The following is a 26,585-nucleotide window of genomic DNA, read 5'->3' as shown; positions in this document are numbered from 1 at the left end:
AGCAGCCTTTTATTCCTTTCGACCAAGACGAATACAGAGAAAAATACAGATTGGCTAAAATTGCAAATTTAGAAAGGGCACTAAAAAGGCTTATGGCTGAGGCAGCATGAAGAAGTTATATAGTAGCTTAAAAGAAAAGTGCAAAGCTCGCAAAGTTTAACTTCGCGAGCTTTGCCATTTCTTATCTTCTTTCCGTGAAACCTTTATTTCAACTCTCCTTTTTCAGCCTCTTTCTTCATATCCTGATCCGCGAAGATTGCCAATTCCACACGCCGGTTTTTTACGCGGTTTGCCTCACTGTCATTTGGATATTTTGGCTGCGATTCACCATACCATTTTGTTTTAAGTCTTGACGATGGAATGTTTTCCGTTTCAAGGTATGCAGAAACAGCTTCGGCCCGGCGTTCTGATAATTTCATGTTCAACTCATCAGAGCCAGTATCGTCCGTGTGCCCTTCCAAAAGAATCTGAGTATCATCATATTTTGCCAGTATACCTCCAACTTTTTTCAATTCCTGTTTTGCATCTTCACTTAGCTCAGCAGAATTAATTTTAAAAAGCAAACCTGAATTGAAGGTTAAATTTATCCCTTCTCCTACCCTTTCAACCGTCGCATCAGGAATGGCCTGTTTCAATTCCTCCGCTTGTTTGTCCATATGTTTACCGATGAAGTAACCGGCAGAACCACCAACCGCGGCACCAATTAATGCCCCGATGACACTATTTTTTCCGGTAAGTCCACCAATTGCAGCTCCCGCCGCCGCTCCACCAGCTGCACCGATACCTGTGCCTTTCTGCGTATTATTCAAACTTTTACATCCAAGCGTAAATACCAGCAATACAATAACGATACTATTTCTTTTCACAATTTTGAGTTTTAGTTAAGCAATTTTTTATTCACAAATCGAAGCAGATAATAAGTCTAGTTGCAGGTTTCTTAAACCCATATCCAGCGCTTTTTTCATGTCAGCACACAAAGTACTTTTTTCTTGTTTTGTCATCCTTTTTGACAACTCTTTAATATCTGTTGTCACATATTTTTGCTGCAATTGTTTAAGCCGTGCTTCCGTTCTGATCTGATAAATTTCCAGATCATTTTTCCCTAAATCCAGCACTTTGTCATATGCCACAAATGCATCATCATAGTTGTTAATCTTGATCATCATATCACCTTTTTGAACAAAAAACGCAGGATTGGTTGGATCAAGCTCAATTGCTTTGGTCAGATTGGTATCCGCCTCAGCTAATTTGTTAAGTTGAAAATCAAGATGAGATAATTGAGCAAACATGGTCGCTCTGGCTTTCACATTTTTATTTTTCTTGGTAAGATCTGTAATCTTCACAATATCGGCTTTCGCATCTTCCGTTCTACCTACATTATTATAAGCATAACTTCTTGCATAATAAGCCATTACATTTGTTTGTTTGCTGACTTTAATTGCACTTTCTGCCGAAGTAATAGCATCATCAAATTGTTTTAATCCATTGAATGCAATGGCTTTACCAACATTACCTTCTTCTTTGGCATCCTTTGCCGAACAATCTTTAAGCACTTTCGTGAAAGTATTTAAAGCTTCCTGATACTGTCCCTGATCATTTTGCTGATTTCCTGTCTGAACCTGTTTATAACATTTGTTGGACATCGTGATCAACTGTTGCGCACACAACGTAAAAGGAGCTAGTAGCGCAACCAAAACAAACGATTTGATTTTTGTTGTCATAAAATATGAAGTGACTTTATTATTAATTTCTATTTCTGATAAATCAGAATTTTATACAATTACAAATTCATGATTAAAATACAATGCCCAAAAAAAAATCAATCAAAAATCTGATGCTAAATCCTATTAAAGATCTTTGAGAATTTCCCTGATATGGTCAACACTTTTGAATTTTTCACTTTCAATTGTATTCTCAATTTGTTCATGAGCCCAGGTAATATGGTAAGGAACATGTATAGCGTAACCACCAATATTCAATACCGGCAAAACATCCGATTTAAGGGAATTCCCTACCATCAGCAGATTCTCCGGCATGATATCCAGATGTTTAATCAGTTTCAGATAATTGGCATCATCCTTTTCCGACATAATTTCAATGTGATGAAAATAATGGCTCAGACCTGATTTTTTCAATTTTCTTTCCTGGTCCAGTAAATCGCCTTTGGTAGCAACCACCAATTTGTACTTTCCCTTTAATTTCTCCAAAACTTCTTCTACGCCTTCCAGTATATCAATCGGTTCGTTGAGCAGGTTTTTACCCAAATCAAGGATTTTTTCTATATGTTCGAGACTGATTGTTCTGTCCGAAATCTTCAAAGCAGTCTCAATCATGGAAAGCATGAAACCCTTTACGCCATATCCATAAAGAGGCAAATTGTCGATTTCCGTTTTGAATAATTCCCTTTCCAGTGCATGACGTTCGAGATATTCGCTTAATAACTCACAAAATTGCTCTTCTGTTTTTCTGAAATAAGGCTCATTTACCCACAAAGTATCGTCGGCATCGAAGGCTATCACTTTTATATCCATGAATTGTTTTTTTGATCGAAAAGTAAAAGTAGAAATTTGAGCGTGAATGCCTGCTATCCCCGTAAGGCATTTCACCCGATCTGAAAGAATGCTTAGAAATATTTTCATATAGCGGGCATAGAATTCAGCAGCTTATTACTTTACTAATCAGTCCAAAACTTCTTGATTTACAAATACCAATCGATCTTATTCCCAATGAAAAAATTCCTTTCAACCTTTTTAATTTTTCTTACAATTTCATCTTCTTACGCACAAAAAGGTGCCAAATTGATTGTCAGAGGTGACGACATGGGTTATTCTCATTCTGGCAATCTGGCTTTGATAAAATGCTATAAAGAAGGAATTCAGACTTCCATTGAGATAATTGTGCCCTCACCGTGGTTTCCGGAAGCTGTCAAAATGCTGAAAGAGAATCCAGGAGCAGATGTAGGCATTCATTTAGCGATTACAAGCGAATGGGATAATGTGAAATGGCGGCCACTAACAGATTGTGCCAGCTTAAAAGACGAAGACGGTTATTTTCTTCCAATGATTTATCCCAATAAAAATTATCCGAAACGATCCATTATCGAAAATAACTGGCAGCTTGCCGATATCGAAAAAGAATTCCGGGCACAGATTGAAATGGCTTTGAAAAAATTGCCGCGAATCAGTCATTTATCGTCGCATATGGGTTGTACAGGCATTACCGAAGAAGTAAAAGCATTAACAAGAAAGCTTGCAAAAGAATATAAAATCCCGGTTGATCCTGAACCGAAAATTGATAAAAGTACCAGTTATGACGGTCCCCACAAAACTTCCGAAGAAAAGATAAAAAGCTTTCTTTCCATGCTTGACAAACTGGAATCAGGGAAAACCTATCTTTTTGTAGATCATCCCGGTTTGAACGATGCAGAGCTTAAAGCCATATCACACATTGGCTACGAAAATGTAGCAGAAGACCGGCAAGGTGTTACGGATCTTTTTACGAATGAAAAGGTGAAAGCGGCAATTAAGGAAAAAGGGATTCAACTGATAGGATATAGAGATCTAATAAAAAATTAGAAATGTTCTTTCCAGCTTAGAAAATCTTTTGTTTAATACCGGTCAATAAATAACTGATAATTAATGGATTAATATTTTTAAAGCAAGGATAATATATTTGATTAACAACTAACTTTAAGGAGTTAATCAAATAACCTGACAAAAATATGAGATCATTATTCAAATTATCGCAAGTACTTGGTTTGCTTGTGCTACTCACATCCTGCGTAGATCACAACATTGAAAATCCAGTTTCCCAGACCAGCGTGAAGATTAGTCCTGCTCAGGAAGTACTATACAATAATAGTCAAGCTTATGGAGACGCAGAGGTATCGTACAATAAAAGTACACACATGCTTTCTTTTACGGTTAACTGGAACAATCTGAGCGGTATGCCGACGGGAGCGCATATACACGGAACCGGGCCGAGAGGCGTTAATGCAGCCATTATTTTTGACTTTGCAAATTCAATAACCAAAACAGTTTCCGGAACTTATAGTCAATCCGTTTTAGTTGACGGGACTACCTTAAAAGAAGAAGACCTATTAAACGGATTATATTATTTCAACTTTCATACGCAGAACAATCCTGGTGGAGAAATGCGGGGACAGATTGAGTTTTTTGATCAAAGTAATGTGGTCAGTAAAAAAGGAGTTGTACTGAGCGGTGCTAATGAGTTCCCTTCCAACGCCAGCACTGGAAATGGAACAGTCGACTATTCTTACAACAAAACGACAAAATTGTTTAGCTATTTCCTAACCTGGAATAATCTTTCTGATATTGCCACAGGATCTCATATTCACGGCCCAGCTCCAAAAGGAACAAACGCATCTATTGTTTTTGATTTTTTTCAAAAAATTCAAAAAACAAAGTCCGGATCATTTTCAAACTCGGTTTTAGTTGATGGTACTGCAATTAACGAAGCTGATCTTTTGGGCGGAAAATATTATTTCAATATGCATAGTGCACCTTTTCCAGCAGGCGAAATTAGAGCTCAGATTGAGTTTTAAATCCTAAAAGTTGTTGCTTGAACAGCTTTTTATTACCCGTCGGACGGCGGAAAAAGCCGTCCGACGGGTGGATCAATCCAACGCTTTTTCATATTCCAACGGAGATTCTGCCTTATGGCGTTTCCCTAATAATAGCGAAAAGAAAAAATCAATGCTCATGATATAACGGGCAACCCGTCCGACGGCTTTTTCGCCGTCGGACGGGTAATAAAAAGTTGTTCAAGCGATAAAAAATACCTACTTCATCAACTTCCTCACCAAAAATTCAGCAATCGCCTGATCAACCTTAACCTGATTTGAAAATTTCATCCAGTGATGGGTATCATCCGGAATAATCAGCTGTTCGAAAGGAATATTTCGTTGTTCTAATCTTCTTACCAGATCCACACTTTGAGAGACATACACATTCCGGTCGTCATCGCCATGGATAAATAAAACCGGTGACGTCCACGTATTCACATAAGCAATAGGTGAAGATTTGTAGACAACTTTGGCCGCAAGTGCTGCATCAGGTGCGGTTTTGCTTCCTTCATTTACAAATGCCCAGTCGTGTACGCCGTGCACATCTACCCCGGCTGCAAACAATTTAGAATCTTTCCCCAAAGCCATCGCGGTAAGATAGCCGCCATAAGAACCGCCATAAATTCCGATTTTTTTCCTGTCAACATCTGACCGCGCAGCCAGCCATTCTCCGGCTGCTTTTACGTCAAGATATTCGGCACCCCCATTGCTTCCTGCGTTAACAGGTTTATGAAATTCAAATCCGTAACCAATTCCCAATCTGTAATTTACAGCTAAAACAATAAATCCCTGACTTGCCAGATATTGATTAATCGCATACGTATTGGCATAATAATCACCATAATGCCAACCTAGCAACATCTGACGCGGAGGGCCTCCATGGACGAAAACAACAGCAGGATTTTTAGATTTTTTCGCTCCGCCAGTAGGTTCAAATAACTGCGCATAAACCAACGTTCCGTCTGATGCTTTGAAAGTTACCTGTTTTGGAATGACCAGCTTTCCTGTTGGAAAATTGGCAGGCAACAAAGATTTATCCAGAATTTTTATTGTCTGATTTGTATTAAAAGGCATAACCGCAAGTTGTGGCGGAAGCAGTGCCGACGAACTTATGAAGGCAACATTTGCACCATCACCTGTGACAACCGGAAAGGCTTCAACACCATTTCCCGGTGTCAAAACTTCCATTTTTGCCATATCAACCGGGACCCTGGCAATGTGTCTGCGATCAAGATCCAGAACATCCGCACCCGTATTAGCAGCAAAAACCAGCCATTTTCCGTCATAACTCATTTCAATATATTCACACATAAAATTGCCTGGAGTCAAAAGCAAGGTTTCTCCACCTTCCGGTTTGATGGAATATAGATGAGGCCACCCGTCGTGATAGGAACTGAAAGTAATTCTGCCAGCCGAAGACCACATCAGATTAGCACCACCATCGGTTGTAGGGTAAGATCCGCTTAAAGTTTTCGGAGCCTCCCAGATTTTCTGTGCCGTGGAAGTTGCTACGTCTCCTACAAGAATTTTCCACGGATTATGTTTTCTAGGCAAAATTGAATCTGGTAAACCACCACTCCCCGGCCTTCTCACAAACGTAATTTTCTTCCCGTCCGGTGACCATTTGGGCGAGTCATCTTTGGCAAAAGATGGAGCAATCCAGCGAATCGTTTTTTCGGTATCAGCAAAAATCCCAATAAAGGAATGGTCCCCCCGGGAAGAAACAAAAGCCATTCCGGCGCCATCAGGAGCCCATTGAACAGAATAATTTGTTCCCTTTGTTTCAAATAAAATTTTTGCAGCAGGAGAACCGTCGGGACTCACTTGCCAGATTTGGCCGCCTTTTACAAAAGCTACCCTGTCACTTTTTGGAGAGATAACCGGATAGTCGCCTTCTGCCAATATTTTCGCTTCGCCACCTTTAAATGGAATACTGAAAATTTCAACTTTCGGCATAACAATTAAAGACGACGGATTTACGGTAAGACTGTTGTCATGATTACCGCTATGCTCTCCGCCTTTGACAAAAACTACCCATTTTCCATCCGCAGAAATAGAAATACTTGATAGTTGCTGACCATTATCTTCATCAAAGGAAGTCAGTTTTCTGGGTTTAAAATCCGGAGATTCTGCAACGTAAATATTTCTTTTCCCATGGTCATTATACGTCCAGGCGATTTTCGATCCGCTGGCACAAGATGTTAATTCAGAAGCCAACGGGTAACTGATAATGTCTTCCATTTTAAAGCTTTGCGCGATGGAAGGCATCTTGCCTAAAAATACCAGCAGAATAAAAAGGAGTGATTTTTTCATGTCAAAATTTAAAAACTTTTACTTACCAGAACCGTAAATCTACTTTTCACTTTTTTTGAATTCCATTCCATCAAAAACCAGCACGTCTGCTTTTCCTCTACTATTCAATGCAAAACTTGCCGTTGCATTTCCATACCAGGATTTTTGGTTAGGCCCATAAAATGTATCGTAATGAAAATGAGCCAATGTAGCTTTCAAAACATCGTTTACATTGAACATTAATTTATTTCCAACAACCGTAACTTCCGCCTGACCATACAATTGACTGGTATATTTTCCTATGTACTGATCCAAGGGCAAAGAAGGTGACGTCTTGGCAACTCGTTTCGCTTCAAAATCAATAATCCCTTTCTTTCTTTTTTCAGCAAGATCAGTATACAGTGTTTTAAATTCTGCATTCCAGTCACGCGTTTCACCCAAGGCAAACCAGTCGAGTGTTTTATACATCAAAACGTGCCGCACCTCGGCGTGATCGTAATTCCCAAAAATGTAAACAGCCAGTTTTTCGTCAGGTAGTTGTGCTGTGATCGCTGTTAATCCTGCCAGACTTCCGGTATGGAAATTGATCTTTTTTCCTTTATAATCGTGCTGATACCAACCCAAACCATAAGTGCGCCAGTTTGGTTTAATCAAACGCATCGTCGGATACTCATCCTCCGGGAAGAATGCCTGAGGTTTGAAAATTTCTGACCAGGTTTCCGGTTTCAATAATCTGCCGCCAGCGAATTTACTGCTGTCCAACATGCAGATAATCCATTTGCTCATATCATCCGCGGAAGACCACACGGCACCGGCCGAACCGATTTCACTATCCGCTCCATATTCGATTACCTGAATGGTATCGTTGATTTTAAAATGAGGCTTGGTAACATTATCTGTTTTAATAAATTTTCGTTTCGGCGCGGTTTGTGTCATGCCTAAACGGTCAAAAATTCTTTCCTGCATCACTTCCGACCAAAGTTTCCCGGTTAGTCTTTCAATGATCCGGCCGGCGGCCGAATACATGATATTCTGATATTCAAAACCTCCACGTAACGGATAAACCGGTTTTACCAACGCCATCCTTTTGAACATTTCGTTAACGGGAATATTCATAGCGCCCGTAAAAAAATCTGTCCCGGGAAGTCCGGTATTGTGTGTCAACAAATCTCGGACCGTTAAGGCGCGTGTCACATAAGGATCGTACATTTGAAGCTCGGGCAAATATTTTGTCGCCGGATCATCCCAATTTATTTTTCCTTCGTCCACCAGCATTCCCATTAACGCCACCGTCATCGCTTTGGTGGTGGAAGCACAGGCAAAAAGCGTTTGTGAATCAACAAGCTCCGGTTTCCCGAGTTCTCTTACACCATACCCTTTTTTAAAAATTACCTTGTTATCTTTTACCACCGTGATGGAAAGTCCCGGTACTTCCCATTCTTTCCGGACCATTTCTACGTACTTGTCAAATTCTTTAATCTGAGCCGGGGTAACTTTTTTCTGAGCGTAACCTTTAACCGCAAAAAGTGTAAAAATGCAAAAAAGCAAATATTTCATATTAGCGGGAGGAAGTGGTTACAACCGGAGAATTGAACAGAAAATAATCATAGATACTTCGGGAAATATGCGCGATCGTTTGCTCTCTTTCAGAAAGTTCGGCACCAGATTCAGAAACAAAAATGGCAATAGCTACATGACCTGCACCGTCAGGAAGTGTAATAATGCCCACGTCATCCGTGGCACTGGCATTGAGCGAACCTGTTTTATGAGCAATCACAGTTCCCGCTGGCAGGTATCCTTTCAGTCGGGCAACACCTCCCCTGCATCTTTCCATAACCGCAAGCAAAAGGTCACGACTTTCCGGTTTCAAAGCCTTCCCCGTGTAGATCTGGGTTAACAAATTCACCATAGCTTCCGGAGAAGAAGTATCACGCGGGTCTTTTTGCAATCTTAATTCGGCTGCATCACGGGATTCACGGGTCGTATTTTTCCATAATTTATCATAGAAACCTAGCGTCCACTGATCTTCCGGTGGCAGCGTAATTCCTTCTTCGTCAGCAATTAACTGAATAATAGTCCGATCAATTGACATTCCTTTGATTCCAAGCGCGTTCATTCGTTTCTGCACCGCCTCTGTGCCTCCAACCAATCGAAGCAAAATATCCGTCGCAGAATTATCACTGATCACCATCATCAGTTCCAATAGATTTTGAACAGAAAGTTGTACACCAGGTTTTGCAAAAAGCACATCCAATGTTCCGCTGCCCGGATGATAATCCGACGGCTGAAGATCCACCATCGTCATCAGGGAAAGTTCTCCTTTTTCAATTTTGGTAAAAAGCTGAACTGCAATGGCCACCTTAATGGTACTGGCCATTGGAAACAATTCTTTGAGATTTAGACTGATATGTTTTCCGGTTTCCAGATGTACCGCAGAAACACCAACTTTTCCTTTGGCAAGTTTGGCAATGCGTTCAAGCTCATGATCCAGCCTTGGATTCATTACATTTGTTAGAGCCGGAACCGGCTGTACTGTTTGCGCAGCCACATCCGCCTGGGACCCTAGTAATACACAAACACAGGAAATTTTAAAGGTTTTAAGTATATTCTTTCCAATCATAACAAAGCCATTTGTTCTGTTTTAATTGCAGCCAACGCCTGTTCCAAATCGTTGATTAAATCTTCAACATTTTCAATACCAACAGAATAACGGATCAGACTTTCAGGAATTCCAAGCAATGCACGTTGTTCTTCGGTCAATTCCACGTGACTTGTCGTTCTTGGCGGCCCGGCTAATGTACTTACTGATCCTAGGCTGGCAGCCAAATGCACCAGTTTTAATTTTGGCAAAAATGCTTTTACCGTATCATAATTTCCTTTCAATGCAAAACTCATTACGCCGCCAAAACCAGACATTTGCGCTTTGGCAATTTCATGTCCCGGATGTGTTTCCAATCCCGGATAAAAAACTTCTTCAACTGCATCATGGGCCTTCAAATATCTTGCAATTTTCATCGCGGAAGCATTCTGGCGTTCAATCCGTAATTCCAGCGTTTTCATTCCTCGTGCAATCATATAGGCCGGATCCGCCTGCAAACTGGCACCATTTATTTCCCTGAAAGAAAACACCTTTTTTACCAGTTCAGCACTTCCGCATAACACGCCGCCCATAGCATCAGAATGTCCGCATAGAAATTTGGTAGCGCTGTGCAGAACCAGATCAGCTCCCAGCAAAAGCGGATTTTGGTTGATTGGTGTTGCAAAAGTATTATCCACAACCACGACAGCCCCAACCTTATGCGCCGCCGCTGACAATCTTTTCAGATCCACCACTTTAAGCGTAGGATTTGTAGGTGTTTCCAGATAAACCAGATCACAGCCCTTTGCTATTTCCGTTTCTATTTCTTCATGATTGATTGTTTCACAAAGCGTGACATTGATACCATAAGCAGGAAGAAAATCTAAAAAAAGACGGCTCGCTCCACCGTAAGTATCTTTTAAGGAAACAACTCTTTTTCCCGGACCAAGCAGGGCAAACAAAGTATTACTTATCGCGCCCATGCCAGTTGCAAAAGAAGTTGCAGCCTCTGCACTTTCTAAAATACGTATTTTTTCCTCGAGGACATGTACTGTCGGATTTGTGTTACGGCTATAAATATGTCCTTCTGCTTTTCCGGTCGCCACGGCGTGCCATTCGTCCAGATCATCGTAAGCGAAGGCTACACTGTTATAAATTGGAGATGTAACGGCGCCGTTCGGAAAATGTTCCGTTTCTCCGCCCCATACAGAATTTGTCCCTTTTCGGGAATCAGATTGGTTCATTTAATATACTAGTTAAGCGTTGTTAGGCTGCATTTTATCAAATTAACATTATACTTCAAATTGTCAAAATATCCGATTAAAATTTTGCTCTTAATCCATAATTCAATTAATTGTAATTTAGCAAGTTACTTTTCCAAAAACAATCTGGCACAGGAAATAGTACGTTATCTTAAAGTTTTCCCGTCAAAAGTGATAAAAAGGAAAAAATCGCCCATCGGTCAAAAAGTGTTATCCATCCAGTGAATTCTTGCGTTGGTCACATTTTACTTCCGCAAAACCGGTTTCCGTCGCACCTTTATGGCGTTAAATACCAATCACATGAACATGCGTAAATTTTTCCTGACTATCATTATCATTCTGGCTGCGATTATTTCGCCTGCTTTTGCCCAATTCCCATCGGGCGGAGCAACAACGCCAAAAGCATTACCGGGCACCGCAGGTGACCAGACACCAAAAGGAACAGCCAAAATAAGCGGGACCATTCTGGATTCTGCTTCTGCCAAAGGAGTGGAATTTGCCAGTATTGCTCTTTACAACAAAACAACCGGGCAGGCAATTGACGGAACTGTTGCCGACGAAAAAGGCAAGTTTTCCTTAACCAAAATCATCAACGGCGATTTCAAAATCCTGATTTCTTTTATCGGCTACGGAAATAAAACCATTGATAACATTAAACTTGCCAAAGGACAGGAACTGGATTTGGGCACAGTAAAACTTACCTCCAACACAAAAACGTTGGATGAAGTCACAGTGACTGGACAATCTGCTTTAATTGAAGAAAAAGTGGACCGGCTTGTTTACAATGCAGAAAAAGACATCACCGCAAAAGGTGGCGACGCAACCGACATATTACGTAAAGTTCCTCTTCTGACAGTTGACCTTGATGGAAATGTTTCGCTCCGCGGAAGCCAGAACATCAAAGTTCTTATCAATAACAAACCAAGTACGATCATCGCCAGCAGTGTTGCTGACGCTTTGAAACAAATTCCTGCGGATCAGATCAAAACGGTGGAAGTGATTACCAGCCCGTCGGCAAAATATGATGCAGAAGGTTCAGGCGGTATTATTAATATCATTACCAAAAAGAACAGTTTGCAGGGATTAAATCTGAATGTTGATTCGGGTGTAGGAAACAGAGGCTCTCTGCTATCGCTTAATGGTGGGTACAGAAAAGGCAAAGCCGGATTTACCATAGGTGGCTTTGGACGTGGAACTTATAATACACCAACAAAAACGACGCTCAACCAAACCAGTATCGTGGACAATGTTACAACATTGACAAGACAAACAGGTGATGGATCCAGCAAAGGATTATTTGGTCAGTATAACCTGGGTTTTGATTATGATCTTGCCAAAAATCAGAGTATTACGGCTGGTGTGCGGTATGGTGTGCGCAATTTGATCAGTCAGCAAGACCTTGTTACAAAACTTTATGAAAACAATGTTGAAACATCAAGTTCTGGAAGAAACGTTGACACCAAAAACCTTTCCGGAACAGTTGACGCCAATATTGATTACCTGCATACCTTCAAGCCTCAGCAGGAATGGAGCGTTTCAACCCTTTACAGCCGCAACGACCTATCGAACAATTTCGATGCAGATATTTTAAACAACAACAAAGAAATATTCAGTCGCCAGCGTAACTTAAACAAAAGCATCAATGAAGAATTCACGGTGCAAACCGATTACCAAACACCGATCAAGAAAAACCAGTTACTTGAATTTGGGGGAAAGGGGATATTAAGAAAAGTAACGAGTGGATATAGTTATCTGTTTGCTTCCCCAACCGGAGAATATCAAACAGACACAAAACAGCCTGAGGGTGATTTGTTGTACCATCAGAACATTGCGGCAGGATATTCTTCCTATACTTATACAACAAAAAAACGCTACACTTTTAAAGGGGGACTTCGTTACGAGCATACCTTTATTGATGCGAGTACAAAAGATGGCGGCTCGCTTGGTGTAGGAAACTACGGCGTATTGGTACCAAGTGTAAATGCTTCCAAAACAATAAAGGGGGCAACTTTGAAACTTGGATATAACCGTCGTATTCAACGTCCGGGATTACAGCAATTGAATCCAAATTACAATGCTTCCAATCCGCAGAACATTACAATTGGAAACCCGAAATTACGCCCTGAGCTGACTAATAACTTTGAAATTGGCGTAAGTAAAAATATCAAGAAAACTTTCGTGAATGCGACTTTCTTTGGACGTATTACAAACAATGCGATTTCTCAGGTTCGTCAGCCATCAGATTCTATTTCGGGAGCGGTGGTAACCACTTACGAGAATGTTGGAAAGCAGCATGCATATGGAGTAAACCTTTTTGCAAACGTAGCTGCGACATCCAAAATTAATGTAGGACTTTTCTCGAACGCCTTTTACTCGACACTAACCGGACAAACAACTAGTAGAGATGGCGTTTCGCGCGACATAAGCAATTCAGGTTTGAACATCAGTGGAGGTATTTTCTCTCAGGCTACTTTCAAAAATGGCTGGGGAGCCCAGGCATTCGGTTTTATGCAGGGAAATTCGATTCAGTTACAGGGAAAACAGGGTGGTTTTGGATTCTACACCGTGGGGGTGAAAAAGGAGTTCAAAAACAAAAAGGGAAGCGTTGGCTTAGCTGCTGAAAACTTCCTGAGTAATCGTTACAGAATACGTACAGAACTTAATTCGGACCAGTTCAACCAAATCAACAACGTCTATCTTTATAATCGCGGTATCCGTCTGACGTTCAGCTATAAAATTGGCAAAATGACGATGGACGCACCGAAGAGAAAAGCGAAGTCTGTTAACAACGACGACGTGAAAAGTGAAGGTGGCGGACAGACGCAGTCAGGAGGAGCAGCTCCGGGAGCTGGCGCTCCAAAATAATCTTCTAACTTTGAAACCTTACTAACAAACTGATCTATACTTAAATCAACTTCACAATGAAAACAAACAGAATTTTAGTTGCGGTGGTTGCCGCTTTAATATCAGCAAATTCCTTCGGCCAGACTGTAGACGAAATTGTTGACAAACACGTTGCAGCAATTGGTGGACTGGATAAAATAAAAGCCGTTACCAACGTTGTTACCGAACGTTCACTTTCTGTACAAGGAATGGAAATCCCGAGTAAAACGACGATTGTGGTTGGCAAATCCATGCGCAGCGAATCGACGGTGATGGGAAATTCCATGGTGCAGGTTGTTGACGGAACAACGGGCTGGATGATTCGCCCGACGATGATGGGTGGAACCGGAGAACCGGAAGATATGCCGGCAGATCAGGTGAAACAACAAGTTGGACAGCTGGATCCTTTCGGCGGTTTGGTAAATTATAAAGAAAAAGGAAACACAGTTGAATTGGTTGGAAAAGAAAAAGTTGACAAAAAAGACGTTTATCATATTAAACTGACTACAAAGGACGGTCAGGCTATGGATGAATATCTGGATGCAACGACTTATCTTCTTACAAAAGTAAAAGCAAAGATGAATGGTCAGGAAGGCGAAATCGACTTTTCAGATTATAAGGAAGTTGACGGCGTTAAATTTCCAAACGCTATGGATATCGCAAACCCACAAATGGGAACGATGACTTTTGTTACCAACAAAGTGATCGTCAATGGAAAAGTGGACGATTCGATATTTAAAAAACCAACGAAATAGGTTTTCATTTCTTGTCAAATTGATAAAATAGCACCATTGATAATCCTCGTTTTCTGCTATATTGTGGCATGAAACAACTTTTGACGGCGATATTTACAGCATTGACATTCTTTTCCGGCGCGGGTTATGCGCAAGTGGCGAAAGGCAATTTATTTATCATAGGAGGTGGCGACCGGCCTGCATCATTAATGCGGGAGATGGTCGCCACTTCCCGTTTAAAACCTACGGATTATGTTGTGTTATTGCCTATGTCGGGACTGAACGCAGATACTTCCTTTTATTATTTCAACCAGGATATGAAAACGGTTTGCAGCAATGTGGTTGCAAATCTGAATTTTAAAGCATCGGATGTAAATAATAAAAAGTGGCTTGATTCCCTGGAAAATGCCAAATTGATCTTTATCAGCGGCGGAGATCAGGAACGTTTTATGAAGATCGTTTTGAATACACCTGTTTACACAGCCATTCACAAAGCCTACCAGAAAGGCGCTACCATTTCCGGAAGCAGTGCCGGAGCAGCGGTAATGAGCAAATTGATGATAACCGGAAATGAACTGGTTGGCGATACTACTTTGAAATCCACATTCAGAAAACTGCAAGATAAAAACCTGGACATAAAACCAGGACTTGACTTGTTAACAAACGCCATTATTGACCAACATTTTGTAGTCAGAAGCCGTTATAACCGGCTGCTTTCTGCTATTGCCAAATATCCGGATCTCGCTTGTATCGGTATAGATGAATCGACTGCCATTGTCGTGACTGGCAATAAGGTAAAAGTGGTTGGTGAAAGTCAAGTTATTGTTATAAAACGACCGGTTGATTTAAAAATTACCGATCGGGGATTAATCAAAATGAAAGATTTGCAGTTCAGCATTTTCACTGCGGGTGATTCATTTTCACTGACCAACTAATTTTCAAGATGCCCATATAAAACTACACTCAGGGAATTACCAAACGAATTGATTTCGTAAAATCCGAACCTTTAAGTGAGACAAAATAAATTCCGGGAGCCAGTTGTTGTCTGGCTGTAACTTTCAACAAATCAGCATTTTCTATTGCCGTATCACAGAAAATTTCCTGACCGATTATGTTATATACTTTGACATTTGTATCAACAGGAATTTGTAAAAAGAACTGATTATTAACGGATGGATTTGGGAATAACAGCGCATTTGTTTTTGTTTCCACTGAGATAGCCCGGAATACAAAACGACTTCCATCCCAATCAATTTCTGTCAACCGGTAATAATTTATTCCTTTTAACGGGCTGGAATCGATGAATTGATAAGCCCTTTTTTCGGTAGTATTTCCAGCTGCATCAATGTTTGCTATTTGCTGCATACCAATTAAATTACTTCCTCTTTCCAGAATAAAGGCACGGCTATTGCCCTCCGAAGTAGTTTCCCAATTCAAACCTATCTGCTGATTAGCAAGCAAGTCACCTTTAAAATAAAGCAAAGTTACCGGAAGAGCCCCACCAATAGTAACGGTAAAATCTTCCGCCTGTCCATCTCCATTCAAAGCAATTGCAGTTGGTGGGGAGCCGAAAACATCATCAGCAACAACACGCATTAGCAACGGAACATTGGTTGGAGCGGATAATGGAATCGTAATATTCCCGGTCATAGAAGGAACCCAGTCACCGGACATCACCAATTCATTCTCATCCAGAAAATCACCGTCATTATTATAATCAATATAAACCCGCAGATATTCAGGATTTGCATAAGTACTGGTAACCGTAAGTGAAGTTGAAGAGCCGCTGGTTACGGTAGCCCTTTGATTGCAGGTACGGTTTATCAGATTTCCATTGTCCTGCAAAGCAGTGCCCGAGTAAAGATCAATACCGCCAAATTTAACCCGCTCCACACCATAAAATTCAGACTGACCATTTGTTGCTGTCAACGGAGGACTAACAGATGGAGAAGCAGCCAAAGGAGATAGCGCTTTGGAATAAATAAGCCCTGGCCGGAATAATTCCAAAAATCCGCGGGCTCTTGTTTTTTGACCCTCTGTAAACATGAACTGGCAAGTGCCGTAACCCATGTAATTGTTTAAAACCGTGTAATTCAATCCAGCATCTGCAATCAGGTATGCAGCTCCGGAACACTCATTTGGCGCAGTTCCGCAGGCAACATTTTTAGTGGGTTCGGTATCGCAGATCATATCGCCGGTATTTGCACAATCCGTGCTTGGCGGACAACTTGTTTCATCCAGATCGGTTACACGAAAAGTATGATAAAGACCAAAAACATGTCCCATTTCATGCGCAATGGTTTTATTGATACCATCCACAGTTCCGGCTAGAATCGTAATACCGTCGATACGCGAGTCCGCATGTTCCGGAAAGTAAGCGAAACCGCCCGGGGCAGTATCACTGCCATTAATTTTCGTAACAATCCAAATGTTGATATAATCAGCAGATGACCAACGACTTAAACCTTTCACAGTTGCCTCATTCCCTCCTATCGATGTTGTGATACCATTGGCCGGGTAATCTGAAACTCCGCTTCCATTCACCCGGTTGATTCCGGAAGTGCTGCTGCACGTTGAAGAACGCTGGGCTAATGCAAATTTTATCTGCATGTCTGCACCTCCGTAAGACGCTCCAATTTTACTCCACGTATCGTTGAGTAATTTCAGCGTTGCCATGATGGCCGCATCCGTAGGATTATCCGGTGCTCCAACTGACCCACCATTTGTGATGACATGAAAAACGACCGGGAGTGTATACACCACAGCGGCAGTTCTGGAAGAATTACCTGACGTTAAATATTCCTTGAGCTTCGATTCCGTTTTGATTAAATCAGACTCAAAATTCTTATCATGAAGCAAATTCCTTTGATAAACTGTACTAAAATCACAGGAAATCATTTTCTGTGAAAATCCGGTCAGGGCCGAAAAGGCAAATGTGAAAAGTAGAAGATATTTCATAACACCAAAATTTATAAATGATGTAATTCCCCAGAACTTACCAAGTCAGCTCTGGGGTGATTTTCAATATAAATTTATGGCTTTATTGTTGATTATGAAATAGTTATAAATAACTAATTTAGAAAAAGAAGTAACCTGAATTTTACCACAATCGAAAACCTACCCTGATGCCAAACTTGGTAATCCGGGCTTCAATCTTTTGATTTTGTGCTGTAACTACATGGGATAAAGTTGAATTATAAATGCTGTTTCCCAAACCATAATTGCCAAAAGCTTCCGCAAAAACTCCGAAATGTTTTTTCTGGATTTCCATTCCGAAAGCTCCTGTAACAGACAACATTGTTTTCTTCAGCTGGTCGGTACCACTTACTTTTTGAAATACTGAAAAACTTTCATATTCATAAGAAGTCGGAATAAGCATTTCTGAACCGATTTTCAGATAGGGTCTGATTTTATCAGGATTGGTATTTGGTTTATGAATTTTGATAGCTACCAGTAAATTCGCGCCGCTTAAAGTGAAATTCTCCATGACAGATCCGGCGGATTGCTCGGTGTAATAACTGGTATTAAAATACTCTGCACCAATCGTAAAATCAATAGGATTTTTATGATCAATCAAAGTAAGCTGAGCACCCGCTGTACCTGACCAGCCATTTCCCATTTTCCTGGCTGTCCCGCCAACCGAATATTTAGGCATATTCCTTGCAAAACTTCCGGTAAGCTCTGGCCTCCACCATGATTTGGTCTGACAATTTTTAGTTTCTGCCAAACCAGCTTCAATCTCTTCATCAAGAATATCCTGATTACAAACACGCAAGGATTTCATTTGTTTATAAATTTCAGCAGTTTCAGCGCAATTTCCGGTTTGTACAGACTTTTGAATTTTACCACGATAAACAGTCAAAAGGCTATCATTCCTGACCATCATAAATACAGAATCTTTCAGACTTTTACTTGACAATAAAATGGCCCTTGAATCCTTGCAATCTTTAATATAAGTCACATTTTTTTTCCACAGTGCCTGCGCTTTTGCCGTATTGCAATTGGACAACTCCCGTCTGATCAATACGATTCCTTGCAAATAATCATCTAATCCTGAACAATTGGAAGCCGGAAGACTAGCGGTTTCAGGAATGGTAGCTTTATAAGATGTATACTCGTTATCAATACAGGCTTTTATATCGCCACGTATTTCTTCGGGAAAATCCTCCGTCCAGGTGAGCAGACTTTCGTAGGCGCTTTTTACGGTTGCAGCATTATCCTTATTCGCTTTCAGTAAATTAATTTTCTTCTGCGTACTTCTGAATTCATTGAGTCGTGCCAGTAATGGTGCCGAAGCAGACACATTTTCAATATGATTATTTACATAACTAATCAACAAATCCGTGTCACAGATCCTGGCTATTTTGGTTAATGAATTATTCCCATCAATTTCCGCTTTCAATTCCTTCATTTTCACTTCAATATCCGGCACGTCTACATTTCTGATATCACGATACGTGGTCAGGAAAGCCAGTTCTTCGGCTTTGGAATGATTGGTTTTATCAAAGTTAACTTTTGCTTGTCCCCAATTTACTAACGCTTCTGTTATACGATTTCCTTCTATGTATTGTTCCCGAAGAATATTATTCCGGTTTCCACCCAAAATCCTGGCATTATTAAAATCGCGCTTCGCTCCTAACGTATCCAGCAAACTCAGCTTTTCCCGGCCACGATGCGCCCATTCAAAACCTGTGATAACACGTTGCTGTGCGGTTAATTCCGTAAGCTTTCCTTTGTTGATCTGAGTCAGACAGTCTTCTATTTTTTTCTCAAAAATGCCTAATGTCGGTACATCTTTAAGTTTTCGATATTCTTTATATTTGTCGACGGCTTCTGCGAAATTGCCTCTTTTTCGAAGTTTTTCAGCTTCGTAAGAGATTTCTTTTATACGTGATATCTGACGAATTTTCATGGCAAAATTCAGATTTTCCTTGTGCGTGTTGTACAGACGCAAGGCGTCATCAAACTGTCCGGCATCCAGCTTTTGTTCGGCCAATATCCAGATGTGATAAAGTTCTTTTTTGGGAAATAATTCCTGAGCTTTGGTGGTAGTTGAGAGGAAAACGATTGATAAAATAACGAGGAGGTAAATTTTTATTTGCATACTTTGGGAGGTTTGTTTGTGAGGGCGGCTGCGTATTTATAATAGTAATTGGGAATGTATTTTAGTTGAGAATCCCGTTGAAAAAGCGTGCATTTATCTTTGGCAATATTGGTGTAAACTTTGGCCAGGCTATCCAATCGTGCATCGCCTTTTCCAAGTGATGCGGCTTTAATAAAAAGCTCTTCTGCGCTTTCATATCTTTCATTCTCCACAGCCAGTATTCCCTTTTCTAATATTTTATCCAGTTTGACTCGGTTTGCGGATGATAAATATTTACGATTTCCACCGTCAGCAACCTCCATTTTGGAATTAGAATTTGATTCTCCACCCATCTTATCGGCTACAAATGAAGCAAGTAAAATCAAACTTACACCAATAAGTAAAGCCAATCCCGGATATACAAGTAGCTTGTAATCAAGCTTAAACTTTTTGATTGACACGAATGAACCGTAGATAAGTCCGATTAAGAGTCCAAAAATCATCCACATCACAACTGGCGGAATGCTGTGAGAAATGAATAATAAATTATCCATTGGAACAAAGAAAAATGCACTTAAACTTCCCAGGAAATTGCGCATCACGTAGACTATAAAAACGGTCAGTGCTAATACCACGAATACTGATTTCCCGTCTTTCATATCTTCTCGTATTTTTTAACCAGTTTGTAAGATAACAGACCTCCTAAAACAAACAGAGCCAATACTAAAAAAGATAATAGCGGCGACTCTCCTATAACGTCATCAGGACTTCCAATTTTTGAATTGTCTACCAGCCAACCGTTATAATTTAAAAAAATGCCAAGCAAAAATCTGAAAGCCCCGAAGTAACAAGCCGTCATAAAACCATACAAAACAAGCTTAGTGATATATGCTTTTTTCGGGAAAACAACATTTATTTCAACCGGTATTATGATGTCTTCATAGACCGAGGAAACGACAAGTTCCAGATTGTAAAGCTGATCTTTTTGAAGTAAAAAAGTATCGATTACGATGTCAATTTTATCAGTGATTTTGCCTTCCAGATTATTAAATTCCAAAATATCTTTACTCAATAAAATGCCTTCTTTTATGAATTTGAAATAAACTTTTACCTTAACATATCCCTCATTTTTTAAACTTATTTTGACGCTGTGGTTTAGAACAACGCCGCCAGTTACAGACAAAAGTTGCACCTTTTCCTGATCAAGTTTAAGTCTTGGTTTATCTGAGAGAAGATTTATAATATGAAATAAAGCCTGAACCATGGCAAGCCTTATTTCCGGCTCGGTGTAGTATCCGGCGTGCGAAAGGAATGCGTAACTATCGCTTATCTGATCATTCCAATCGTCTTTCCTAATACCTGTAAACCATTCCTGAATATTTTTAGCAGCCATGGATTCCGCGATGGCGGGCCAGATTGTAAAATCTTTTTTAGCATATTCTGCTAATCCGTCAGGCGACAAAAAACGGTGATTTTCAATAAAAAAAGGAAGTGTAGCATCCGTTTTATACAGGAACCTAAGAAAACTGTTAAGGTCGTATTGGTTGGAAAAATTTGCTGCTACAACTGGATCGGCTTCCTGAATCCAGATTTGAAGTATTCCTTTTCTATACGATTCTAAAAGGGCCTGGTATCCTTGTGAAGTCTCACAGGCTTTTTGTAATAATACAGAAACGTCGGTGAATAATTCGTCCTCGAAACGAAATGGCAAATTAGGATTTAACTTATAGAGGGTTCGTAGATAACGCTTTTCGGAATCAAATTCTTCCTCAATAATTCTGGCAAATTCATCTGCTTTGGAAGCACTTTTTGTCAAAGCAGTTACAAGTCCGGGGAGGTAATTTCCGTTTCTTAAAAAGTATTTTGCGTCGTCTCTATTGTCAAATGAGATGGTGCCTAGTTTACTGAGCGAGCTCGCTTTCTGACCAAGCCATTCTACTTCAATTAGACTTTCCTTATAATCATCCCAAACCAAATCGGTCATCCATTTATTCTGGATTGACAAGGGATCGGCGTGATTAATCTCACGAGGTTTGAATCCTCTTTTGCTTAATTCAGCAACAACGTAATGTTCAACAACATTTCGATTTACACTATTTCCTACAAGCGAAATTATTTCTTCAAATTGATCTGTGGATAGAATTCCTTTGCGAAAAACCAGTTCAAGTTTTGTATTAATGATCTCATAAGGTCTCCAATCTATATCTGAATAAATCTGTTGTATCAGCTGATTTAATTGTCCAAGGTTAAGATCAAGCTCTCTCCCGTCAGACACCAGATTGGGATATTCGGTTATTTTAATATCTCCATGATTTAAAATCAGCAAGTCCTTTAATTGCTGTTTCAGATTTTCAATTAACGCCATTGTTCGAATATTACTATTAACTAAAACTGATCTGGATCGGCTTAACAATCAGCCACTTATTACCTTGCAGTTTTAATTCACCAGGTATATCCGTATTAATCAAACTATTACCAGATGGAAAAGTATCATACTGACTCGTTTTGCCAAGAAAATAAGGAGAGTTTGAAAGCGCATAACGCTGCGCATTTTGATTACCTGATATTTTAAAAGCCGCCGTATTTGGAGATAAAAAAGTCAACTCAAATATTGTTTCGCTGTCCTCTTCGTCCAACAATTCCTGAACCGAAAAGCCATCTCCCTGGTCAGCATATCGTGCATATTTTATCGACGGCTCCGATGGAGAAGTAACTATTTGTGGAACCGGTTGTTCAACTTCCGGCACAGCAGAAAGTCGTTCATTTCTTTCCATTTCGGCTCTTACATTATCCTGAAGAATGGCAATTTCCTCTTCGGCAATTTTCAATTTTTGCTGAACGGCTTTTAGCTCATTACTCATATTTTTTGACTGCCATTCTGTACTTCCACTTCTATGAAGCTGATCCTGCAATGCTCTGCTGTTTCTTTCCATAGTCTGGCTTTTATTACGAAGTACCCATAACAAAAACAGGATTCCAACTAATAAAAGCAGAATAATACTGTACGACATATCTTTTGAAATGTCTGGTAAAAACGCAAAAAAACTAGTTGATTCCGAAGATTTTTCTGACATTATTTTTTCTGGTTGCGTTACTTTTGGTTTAACAACAGGTTCTGGCTCTTCTTGTACTTTTACAATATCGGGAACATCTTCAATGGACTCAGAAATAGAAATATTTTCTATGATTGAATCAAGGCTGCTTTCATAAGAATTATAATTCACCAGCTTTTTTCGGCTGCTTTTTGAACCTGTCGATATTTTTTTGATTATGCGATCTTTAAAGTTTGTCAGGCTTTTTTTCAAGTTTGAAGCATTGCCATCAAGTTCTGCATCCTTCCATTCGTTAATTAATTCGTCTGCTTTTGTGATTTTATTTTTTTGAACGAATTGTAAAAGATCTTTGTAACTTTTGCAATCGGCGCATTGCGTTTGTTTTGCCTCCTTGAACGTTACTTTATCAGAAGCTAAAAATTCAACACTGGCTTTTACAATCTGAAACTTTGCATCTTCAATTTGTTTACCTCCTCCTGTTTGCGCCTTTACTGTTACGTTTAAAAGCAGGAACAATAATGAAATAACAGACTTCTTCATTAAGCAACTGGTTTGATTTCCGTTATACTTTTTGAAAGGCGGTACAGGGCATCCTTCAAGGCAAAGAAAAACAGTGATTCTGAAATCTCATTTTCGCCTTCCTGTTTGTGCAGATCCTGTAAAACTTTCCGGTAACTATCATAGATCAAACCTTCACCATTAAAAATATTATGGTTCCACTGCAAAAGTCGCAACGATTCTTTCAAACCGTTGATCTTAAAGTCTTTCAGGAATTTAGAGATATCGGAATTACTCAATGTTTTTTCCAAAAACTCATTAAGATTATTAAGCACCGCAACGTTCAGCGTACTATCGATTTCAAAAGTATCGGAAATATTAAACTTGCCAGCACCGGTTGAAAGCTTTAATTCCAGTTCCGAATTCGTCTTCGGATCAAAACCCGGATGTATGAAATCCATGTTTTTTCTATACTTTTCTTTCTCATCTTCCGAAGCCAGAGCGTACAATATTGAACCATTGGCTGTGATTTCTTTTGGATTTGAATTCAGGTGAATTTTAAATCCGGATTGCAGCGTTTTGGTCGTGTAAGCATTGATCAACAATCGGGTAAAATCTTCCAGATCACGTTCATCGCCACCACAAAGCAGTTTTATATACTGACTTCCCTTTCCGGTAAATGACAAATATCTCGGCAAAGGATAATCCTTAATTTCGATTAATTGTACCAAATGGAAAATAATAGCACTGTAATGCAAATAAGGAATGATCAGCAGATCCGGATTTCCGATCGTGATCGAATCACTGAATTTGAAATCGTCATACCGGAACAGCAAGCTTACCAAATCGTCCGCGCTGAGGTTAGTATCGTCCTTAACCTTGTTGAAATATTTTATCTCATTCGGACTGATATTATTCTTCTTTTGATAACCCAGATAATTCCTGATAAAACCATTGTCTTTCAGCTTATTACGGTATCCATTCCCCCAAATATCACTACCCGCAAAACGGAAGGAAGTTGTTAAATATTTGTCAATCCGGTTCCCTGAAGACTCCATGAACATCATCACATCGGTAGTTCCACCGCCGATATCCACATTTACCACATTGGCGGTATCCTGAATATCTGTATCCGATTTTGTAAGGAAGAAATAAGGCGCTACTGATTCCGGAATCGGATCAAGCAATTTGGACCCTGAATTTTTGAAAACGTCCTTAAAAGCACCATCCAACACTTTTCTCAGCTCCGACTTAATCCCACGCTCCATACTCAACGGGACAGACCAGACCACTTTCAGATCAGCCGGATTACCATAATTCAGGATTATTTTCGCTCTGATTTGAAGCAACAGTTGTTTCAAAAAAGCACTTACCCGGCTTTTATTTGAATCATTATTATCGTTTTCCAACAACCATTTCAAATTGGTAGTATAATTCACATTACTTGCCTGAACTTCCTCCTGGTCAATGTAATAACCAATATTGATATGACTGAATAAAGACTTGTTCTGGATATTATTAAAGGAAACAATCTCACAAGTTGCCGTTTTAAACGGGTAGGAAATATTTTGTCCGGCTCCCAAAACAGGCGGTAAAAACTCTCTCCTTAATGTCAAATCCATCCAACCGGAATTACCGTAAGAGTCGAATTTGTTTCCTCCCGATTCATTCCTGCCCGGCGCATTTAGCAAAACCATTTGTTGGTCAGGTTCGCCGATATCAAACGGTTTCGGCAAAGCTTCACCGTTTTGCATGTAGGCAATGTGCGTATTTGAAGTACCAAAATCGATGGCAAATGTAAACGCTTTAGTAAGGTTGTCTTTGTTAAAGGTTTTTGTTTCGAAATTTGGGATAATTAATCCGCCGGAATCAATGCCGTTTGGGTCCGAATAGGCAAGCTGGATATAATCAAAAGCCTCTTTTATCTTGTAAAACCGTGACGTTGAACCTGAATTCCCTGCATTGATGTCAGACCAGTTTGACCGCTCATCAACAGTTGCATTAAGATTCGTCGAGTCGGAAGCAAAGTTTTTGAAAGAATAAAATTCCAATGTTTTCAGCGTCATTCTTTCATTCCTTTCCGCCAGCAAAACCGTATAATCATTCAGATCCTTTAATCTCGGATCGGAGTCATTGATCTGGTAAAACGGGAAAATTCCTAAATCGGACCGGTACTCAACAATGGATTTTCCTTTCTCATACTTCCTCGAAAAAACGATTTCAGAAACTCCTTTTCGGTTTTTTACGGGTATTTTAAGATTCGCTGTAACCTGTCCGTCATTCACTTCGATAGACAAATTATTTTTCAAATCGGCCAGGCTGAAAAAGTTAAAATATTCCTTTCTGATCGGCAGCAAATATTTAAAATCTCCTCCAAAACCAGTATAAAACTTTCCTCTGTTGATGTTAAACGGCATTTCTACCAAGGCATCTTCAAGAAAATCATCAATGGTAAGAAAAGGATAAGTTACCGTGGTAAGCGCATTTCCTTGCGGCAATTTTCTTTCAAAAAGAGGAACACCTCTGTGATAAAAATCCTTGATCCGGGTGGAAGAATTCCAGGCGATATTTTTCTCCATGTAATCTCCCGGAATATTCATTCCATCAACCAAAACTAACGGCGGCTCTACAAGCTGCTGCTCGTTTTTATCATTATACTGGTCCTTATATTTTGACTCCGTTGCCCGGATAATAAAGTCGCTGACCGATTTTATCTTTTCTTTTTCTTTTTCCTCTTTTTGATGAAAGAAGAAAAGACCGTTGACAGTCAAAAACTTACCATCAACATTTGTTTTTATCTTGCTGTAATCGTCATCCATCAGGCTTGTGCCTGACTGCTGATAATCAGGAAACTGATGTCTGAAATCAGGGAAATAGCGATCTACCGTTTTGTTCAGATACTTCCGAAATCCATCCGCTTTGGCAAATGCCGGTTTGAATTGGAGAGAAAGTTTATAAATATATTCAACAAATTCCTGGTCTCTTTTGAACAGCGGACGATAATCATTACTGAAAAACAACTTGCCGTCAGAACTTTGAGGAATTGTTTTGATATCATTATTTTTGATATACCTCGCCCAGTTTGGCGTCGTAAAAAACAACGAGAGCGGCGAAGTTCCACCCAATAATTTATTCTCATAAAATATCAGGAACAGACTGTCCATATCCGAAAATCTGCCACTGTCTTTGTCGTTAAAAATCTGTTCAAGTGATTTTGCCAGCAAATTGTGCGGATGATTTTGACCCTTTTCTTTCAGTCGGCCAATGTTTTCCTGAACTTTCCATTCTTTAAACCATATCTTTTTACCAGAACCAATTTCAGAATTTTTCGAATTAAATAATAGCTGGAATACATCCAGACAATCGGAAACCAATTGATGATAGATTGTATTTCCATCCAGATTCCCACGATCCGAAGCAACAATTTGGAAGGCAGTATCAAAAAGTTCGAGCCGCGCCATAGGCGAAGGAATGGACGTTCCCGCTTTGGAAGCTCCCCTCCCAAAAGCTATATTTTCCGGATCAAAACTGGCAGGATCTATTCCCGTGCTTTGGCTCCAATCCTGTATTTCGTTTGGGTTATAACCCGGATATTTTCTAAATATGTATGAAGACAT

Annotated in this window: 18 protein-coding genes; 5 read left to right on the top strand and 13 right to left on the bottom strand. The window is 39.9% G+C overall.

What is annotated here, in order from left to right:
• Positions 1-203 precede the first annotated feature (203 nt).
• From FZF08_RS29765 to FZF08_RS29755, 3 genes are all read right to left on the bottom strand, one after another.
• Positions 204-866 (bottom strand): OmpA family protein, encoded by a 663-nt coding sequence (locus tag FZF08_RS29765; protein WP_159477915.1) that lies wholly within the window; start codon positions 864-866, stop codon positions 204-206.
• 27 nt (positions 867-893) lie between these two features.
• Complete coding sequence (locus tag FZF08_RS29760) at positions 894-1,721, bottom strand: tetratricopeptide repeat protein (RefSeq protein ID WP_159477910.1); 828 nt, start codon at positions 1,719-1,721, stop codon at positions 894-896.
• 126 nt (positions 1,722-1,847) lie between these two features.
• Positions 1,848-2,639: an HAD family hydrolase gene (locus FZF08_RS29755; RefSeq protein ID WP_310590624.1), complete on the bottom strand. Its 792-nt coding sequence runs from the start codon at positions 2,637-2,639 to the stop codon at positions 1,848-1,850.
• 87 nt (positions 2,640-2,726) lie between these two features.
• On the opposite strand from FZF08_RS29755, the gene FZF08_RS29750 reads away from it, so the two are divergent.
• Both FZF08_RS29750 and FZF08_RS29745 read left to right on the top strand, forming a co-directional pair.
• Positions 2,727-3,575, top strand: coding sequence for a polysaccharide deacetylase family protein (locus FZF08_RS29750; RefSeq protein WP_159477907.1), 849 nt, complete (start codon positions 2,727-2,729; stop codon positions 3,573-3,575).
• A gap of 146 nt (positions 3,576-3,721) precedes the next feature.
• Entirely contained in the window at positions 3,722-4,564 is an 843-nt protein-coding gene (locus FZF08_RS29745; protein WP_159477904.1) for a CHRD domain-containing protein, read from the top strand.
• Between the two features lie 237 nt (positions 4,565-4,801).
• On the opposite strand, the gene FZF08_RS29740 is transcribed toward FZF08_RS29745, so the two are convergent.
• The 4 genes from FZF08_RS29740 to FZF08_RS29725 are packed head-to-tail and all read right to left on the bottom strand — an operon-like array spanning position 4,802 to position 10,699.
• On the bottom strand, positions 4,802-6,898 hold the full coding sequence (locus tag FZF08_RS29740) for a prolyl oligopeptidase family serine peptidase (RefSeq protein WP_159477901.1): 2,097 nt from the start codon (positions 6,896-6,898) through the stop codon (positions 4,802-4,804).
• Positions 6,899-6,937: 39 nt separating this feature from the next.
• Positions 6,938-8,434 (bottom strand): serine hydrolase, encoded by a 1,497-nt coding sequence (locus tag FZF08_RS29735; protein WP_159477898.1) that lies wholly within the window; start codon positions 8,432-8,434, stop codon positions 6,938-6,940.
• A gap of 1 nt (position 8,435) precedes the next feature.
• The gene (bla, locus tag FZF08_RS29730) at positions 8,436-9,497 is read right to left on the bottom strand and encodes a class A beta-lactamase (protein WP_229216752.1); all 1,062 of its coding nucleotides are present in this window, start codon (positions 9,495-9,497) and stop codon (positions 8,436-8,438) included.
• Positions 9,494-10,699 carry a cystathionine gamma-synthase family protein gene (locus FZF08_RS29725; protein WP_159477895.1) on the bottom strand — a complete coding sequence of 402 codons (1,206 nt, stop codon included), beginning with the start codon at positions 10,697-10,699 and terminating at the stop codon, positions 9,494-9,496. The genes bla and FZF08_RS29725 overlap by 4 nt, the downstream gene beginning before the upstream one ends.
• Positions 10,700-11,017: 318 nt before the next feature.
• On the opposite strand from FZF08_RS29725, the gene FZF08_RS29720 reads away from it, so the two are divergent.
• The 3 genes from FZF08_RS29720 (at position 11,018) to FZF08_RS29710 (ending at position 15,269) form a co-directional block, all read left to right on the top strand.
• Positions 11,018-13,582: a TonB-dependent receptor domain-containing protein gene (locus FZF08_RS29720; RefSeq protein ID WP_409012677.1), complete on the top strand. Its 2,565-nt coding sequence runs from the start codon at positions 11,018-11,020 to the stop codon at positions 13,580-13,582.
• 56 nt (positions 13,583-13,638) lie between these two features.
• A complete protein-coding gene (locus FZF08_RS29715) occupies positions 13,639-14,355 on the top strand; it encodes an outer membrane lipoprotein-sorting protein (RefSeq protein ID WP_159477892.1) in 717 nt (238 codons plus the stop codon).
• 68 nt (positions 14,356-14,423) lie between these two features.
• On the top strand, positions 14,424-15,269 hold the full coding sequence (locus FZF08_RS29710; protein ID WP_159477889.1) for a cyanophycinase: 846 nt from the start codon (positions 14,424-14,426) through the stop codon (positions 15,267-15,269).
• A 28-nt stretch (positions 15,270-15,297) separates the two neighbouring features.
• Here the strand turns inward: FZF08_RS29710 and FZF08_RS29705 are convergent, their stop codons facing one another.
• From FZF08_RS29705 to FZF08_RS29680, 6 genes are all read right to left on the bottom strand, one after another.
• Complete coding sequence (locus tag FZF08_RS29705; RefSeq protein ID WP_159477886.1) at positions 15,298-17,292, bottom strand: zinc-dependent metalloprotease; 1,995 nt, start codon at positions 17,290-17,292, stop codon at positions 15,298-15,300.
• Between the two features lie 142 nt (positions 17,293-17,434).
• Positions 17,435-19,438: a hypothetical protein gene (locus tag FZF08_RS29700; RefSeq protein WP_159477883.1), complete on the bottom strand. Its 2,004-nt coding sequence runs from the start codon at positions 19,436-19,438 to the stop codon at positions 17,435-17,437.
• Positions 19,429-20,076 carry a hypothetical protein gene (locus FZF08_RS29695; RefSeq protein ID WP_159477880.1) on the bottom strand — a complete coding sequence of 216 codons (648 nt, stop codon included), beginning with the start codon at positions 20,074-20,076 and terminating at the stop codon, positions 19,429-19,431. Before FZF08_RS29695 ends, FZF08_RS29700 begins: the two co-directional genes overlap by 10 nt.
• Positions 20,073-21,782, bottom strand: a complete 1,710-nt coding sequence (locus tag FZF08_RS29690) for a hypothetical protein (RefSeq protein WP_159477877.1) — start codon at positions 21,780-21,782, stop codon at positions 20,073-20,075. Before FZF08_RS29690 ends, FZF08_RS29695 begins: the two co-directional genes overlap by 4 nt.
• A 16-nt stretch (positions 21,783-21,798) precedes the next feature.
• On the bottom strand, positions 21,799-23,010 hold the full coding sequence (locus tag FZF08_RS29685) for a hypothetical protein (RefSeq protein ID WP_159477874.1): 1,212 nt from the start codon (positions 23,008-23,010) through the stop codon (positions 21,799-21,801).
• Positions 23,010-26,585: a hypothetical protein gene (locus FZF08_RS29680; RefSeq protein WP_159477871.1), complete on the bottom strand. Its 3,576-nt coding sequence runs from the start codon at positions 26,583-26,585 to the stop codon at positions 23,010-23,012. The genes FZF08_RS29685 and FZF08_RS29680 overlap by 1 nt, the downstream gene beginning before the upstream one ends.

It is taken from the genome of Dyadobacter sp. 3J3, assembly GCF_009801115.1.
Taxonomy (GTDB): domain Bacteria; phylum Bacteroidota; class Bacteroidia; order Cytophagales; family Spirosomataceae; genus Dyadobacter.
This window is presented reverse-complemented; position numbering and strand designations above follow the sequence as displayed.

Excerpts from the sequence above, each read along its gene's own strand:
- FZF08_RS29705 (WP_159477886.1), bottom strand. The coding sequence starts at position 17,292 with ATGAAATATCTTCTACTTTTCACATTTGCCTTTTCGGCCCTGACCGGA.
- FZF08_RS29740 (WP_159477901.1), bottom strand. The coding sequence starts at position 6,898 with ATGAAAAAATCACTCCTTTTTATTCTGCTGGTATTTTTAGGCAAGATG.
- FZF08_RS29700 (WP_159477883.1), bottom strand. The coding sequence starts at position 19,438 with ATGCAAATAAAAATTTACCTCCTCGTTATTTTATCAATCGTTTTCCTC.
- FZF08_RS29715 (WP_159477892.1), top strand. The coding sequence starts at position 13,639 with ATGAAAACAAACAGAATTTTAGTTGCGGTGGTTGCCGCTTTAATATCA.
- FZF08_RS29690 (WP_159477877.1), bottom strand. The coding sequence starts at position 21,782 with ATGGCGTTAATTGAAAATCTGAAACAGCAATTAAAGGACTTGCTGATT.
- FZF08_RS29725 (WP_159477895.1), bottom strand. The coding sequence starts at position 10,699 with ATGAACCAATCTGATTCCCGAAAAGGGACAAATTCTGTATGGGGCGGA.
- FZF08_RS29695 (WP_159477880.1), bottom strand. The coding sequence starts at position 20,076 with ATGAAAGACGGGAAATCAGTATTCGTGGTATTAGCACTGACCGTTTTT.
- FZF08_RS29745 (WP_159477904.1), top strand. The coding sequence starts at position 3,722 with ATGAGATCATTATTCAAATTATCGCAAGTACTTGGTTTGCTTGTGCTA.
- FZF08_RS29685 (WP_159477874.1), bottom strand. The coding sequence starts at position 23,010 with ATGAAGAAGTCTGTTATTTCATTATTGTTCCTGCTTTTAAACGTAACA.
- FZF08_RS29755 (WP_310590624.1), bottom strand. The coding sequence starts at position 2,639 with ATGAAAATATTTCTAAGCATTCTTTCAGATCGGGTGAAATGCCTTACG.
- FZF08_RS29720 (WP_409012677.1), top strand. The coding sequence starts at position 11,018 with ATGAACATGCGTAAATTTTTCCTGACTATCATTATCATTCTGGCTGCG.
- bla (WP_229216752.1), bottom strand. The coding sequence starts at position 9,497 with ATGATTGGAAAGAATATACTTAAAACCTTTAAAATTTCCTGTGTTTGT.
- FZF08_RS29680 (WP_159477871.1), bottom strand. The coding sequence starts at position 26,585 with ATGTCTTCATACATATTTAGAAAATATCCGGGTTATAACCCAAACGAA.
- FZF08_RS29735 (WP_159477898.1), bottom strand. The coding sequence starts at position 8,434 with ATGAAATATTTGCTTTTTTGCATTTTTACACTTTTTGCGGTTAAAGGT.
- FZF08_RS29750 (WP_159477907.1), top strand. The coding sequence starts at position 2,727 with ATGAAAAAATTCCTTTCAACCTTTTTAATTTTTCTTACAATTTCATCT.
- FZF08_RS29760 (WP_159477910.1), bottom strand. The coding sequence starts at position 1,721 with ATGACAACAAAAATCAAATCGTTTGTTTTGGTTGCGCTACTAGCTCCT.
- FZF08_RS29710 (WP_159477889.1), top strand. The coding sequence starts at position 14,424 with ATGAAACAACTTTTGACGGCGATATTTACAGCATTGACATTCTTTTCC.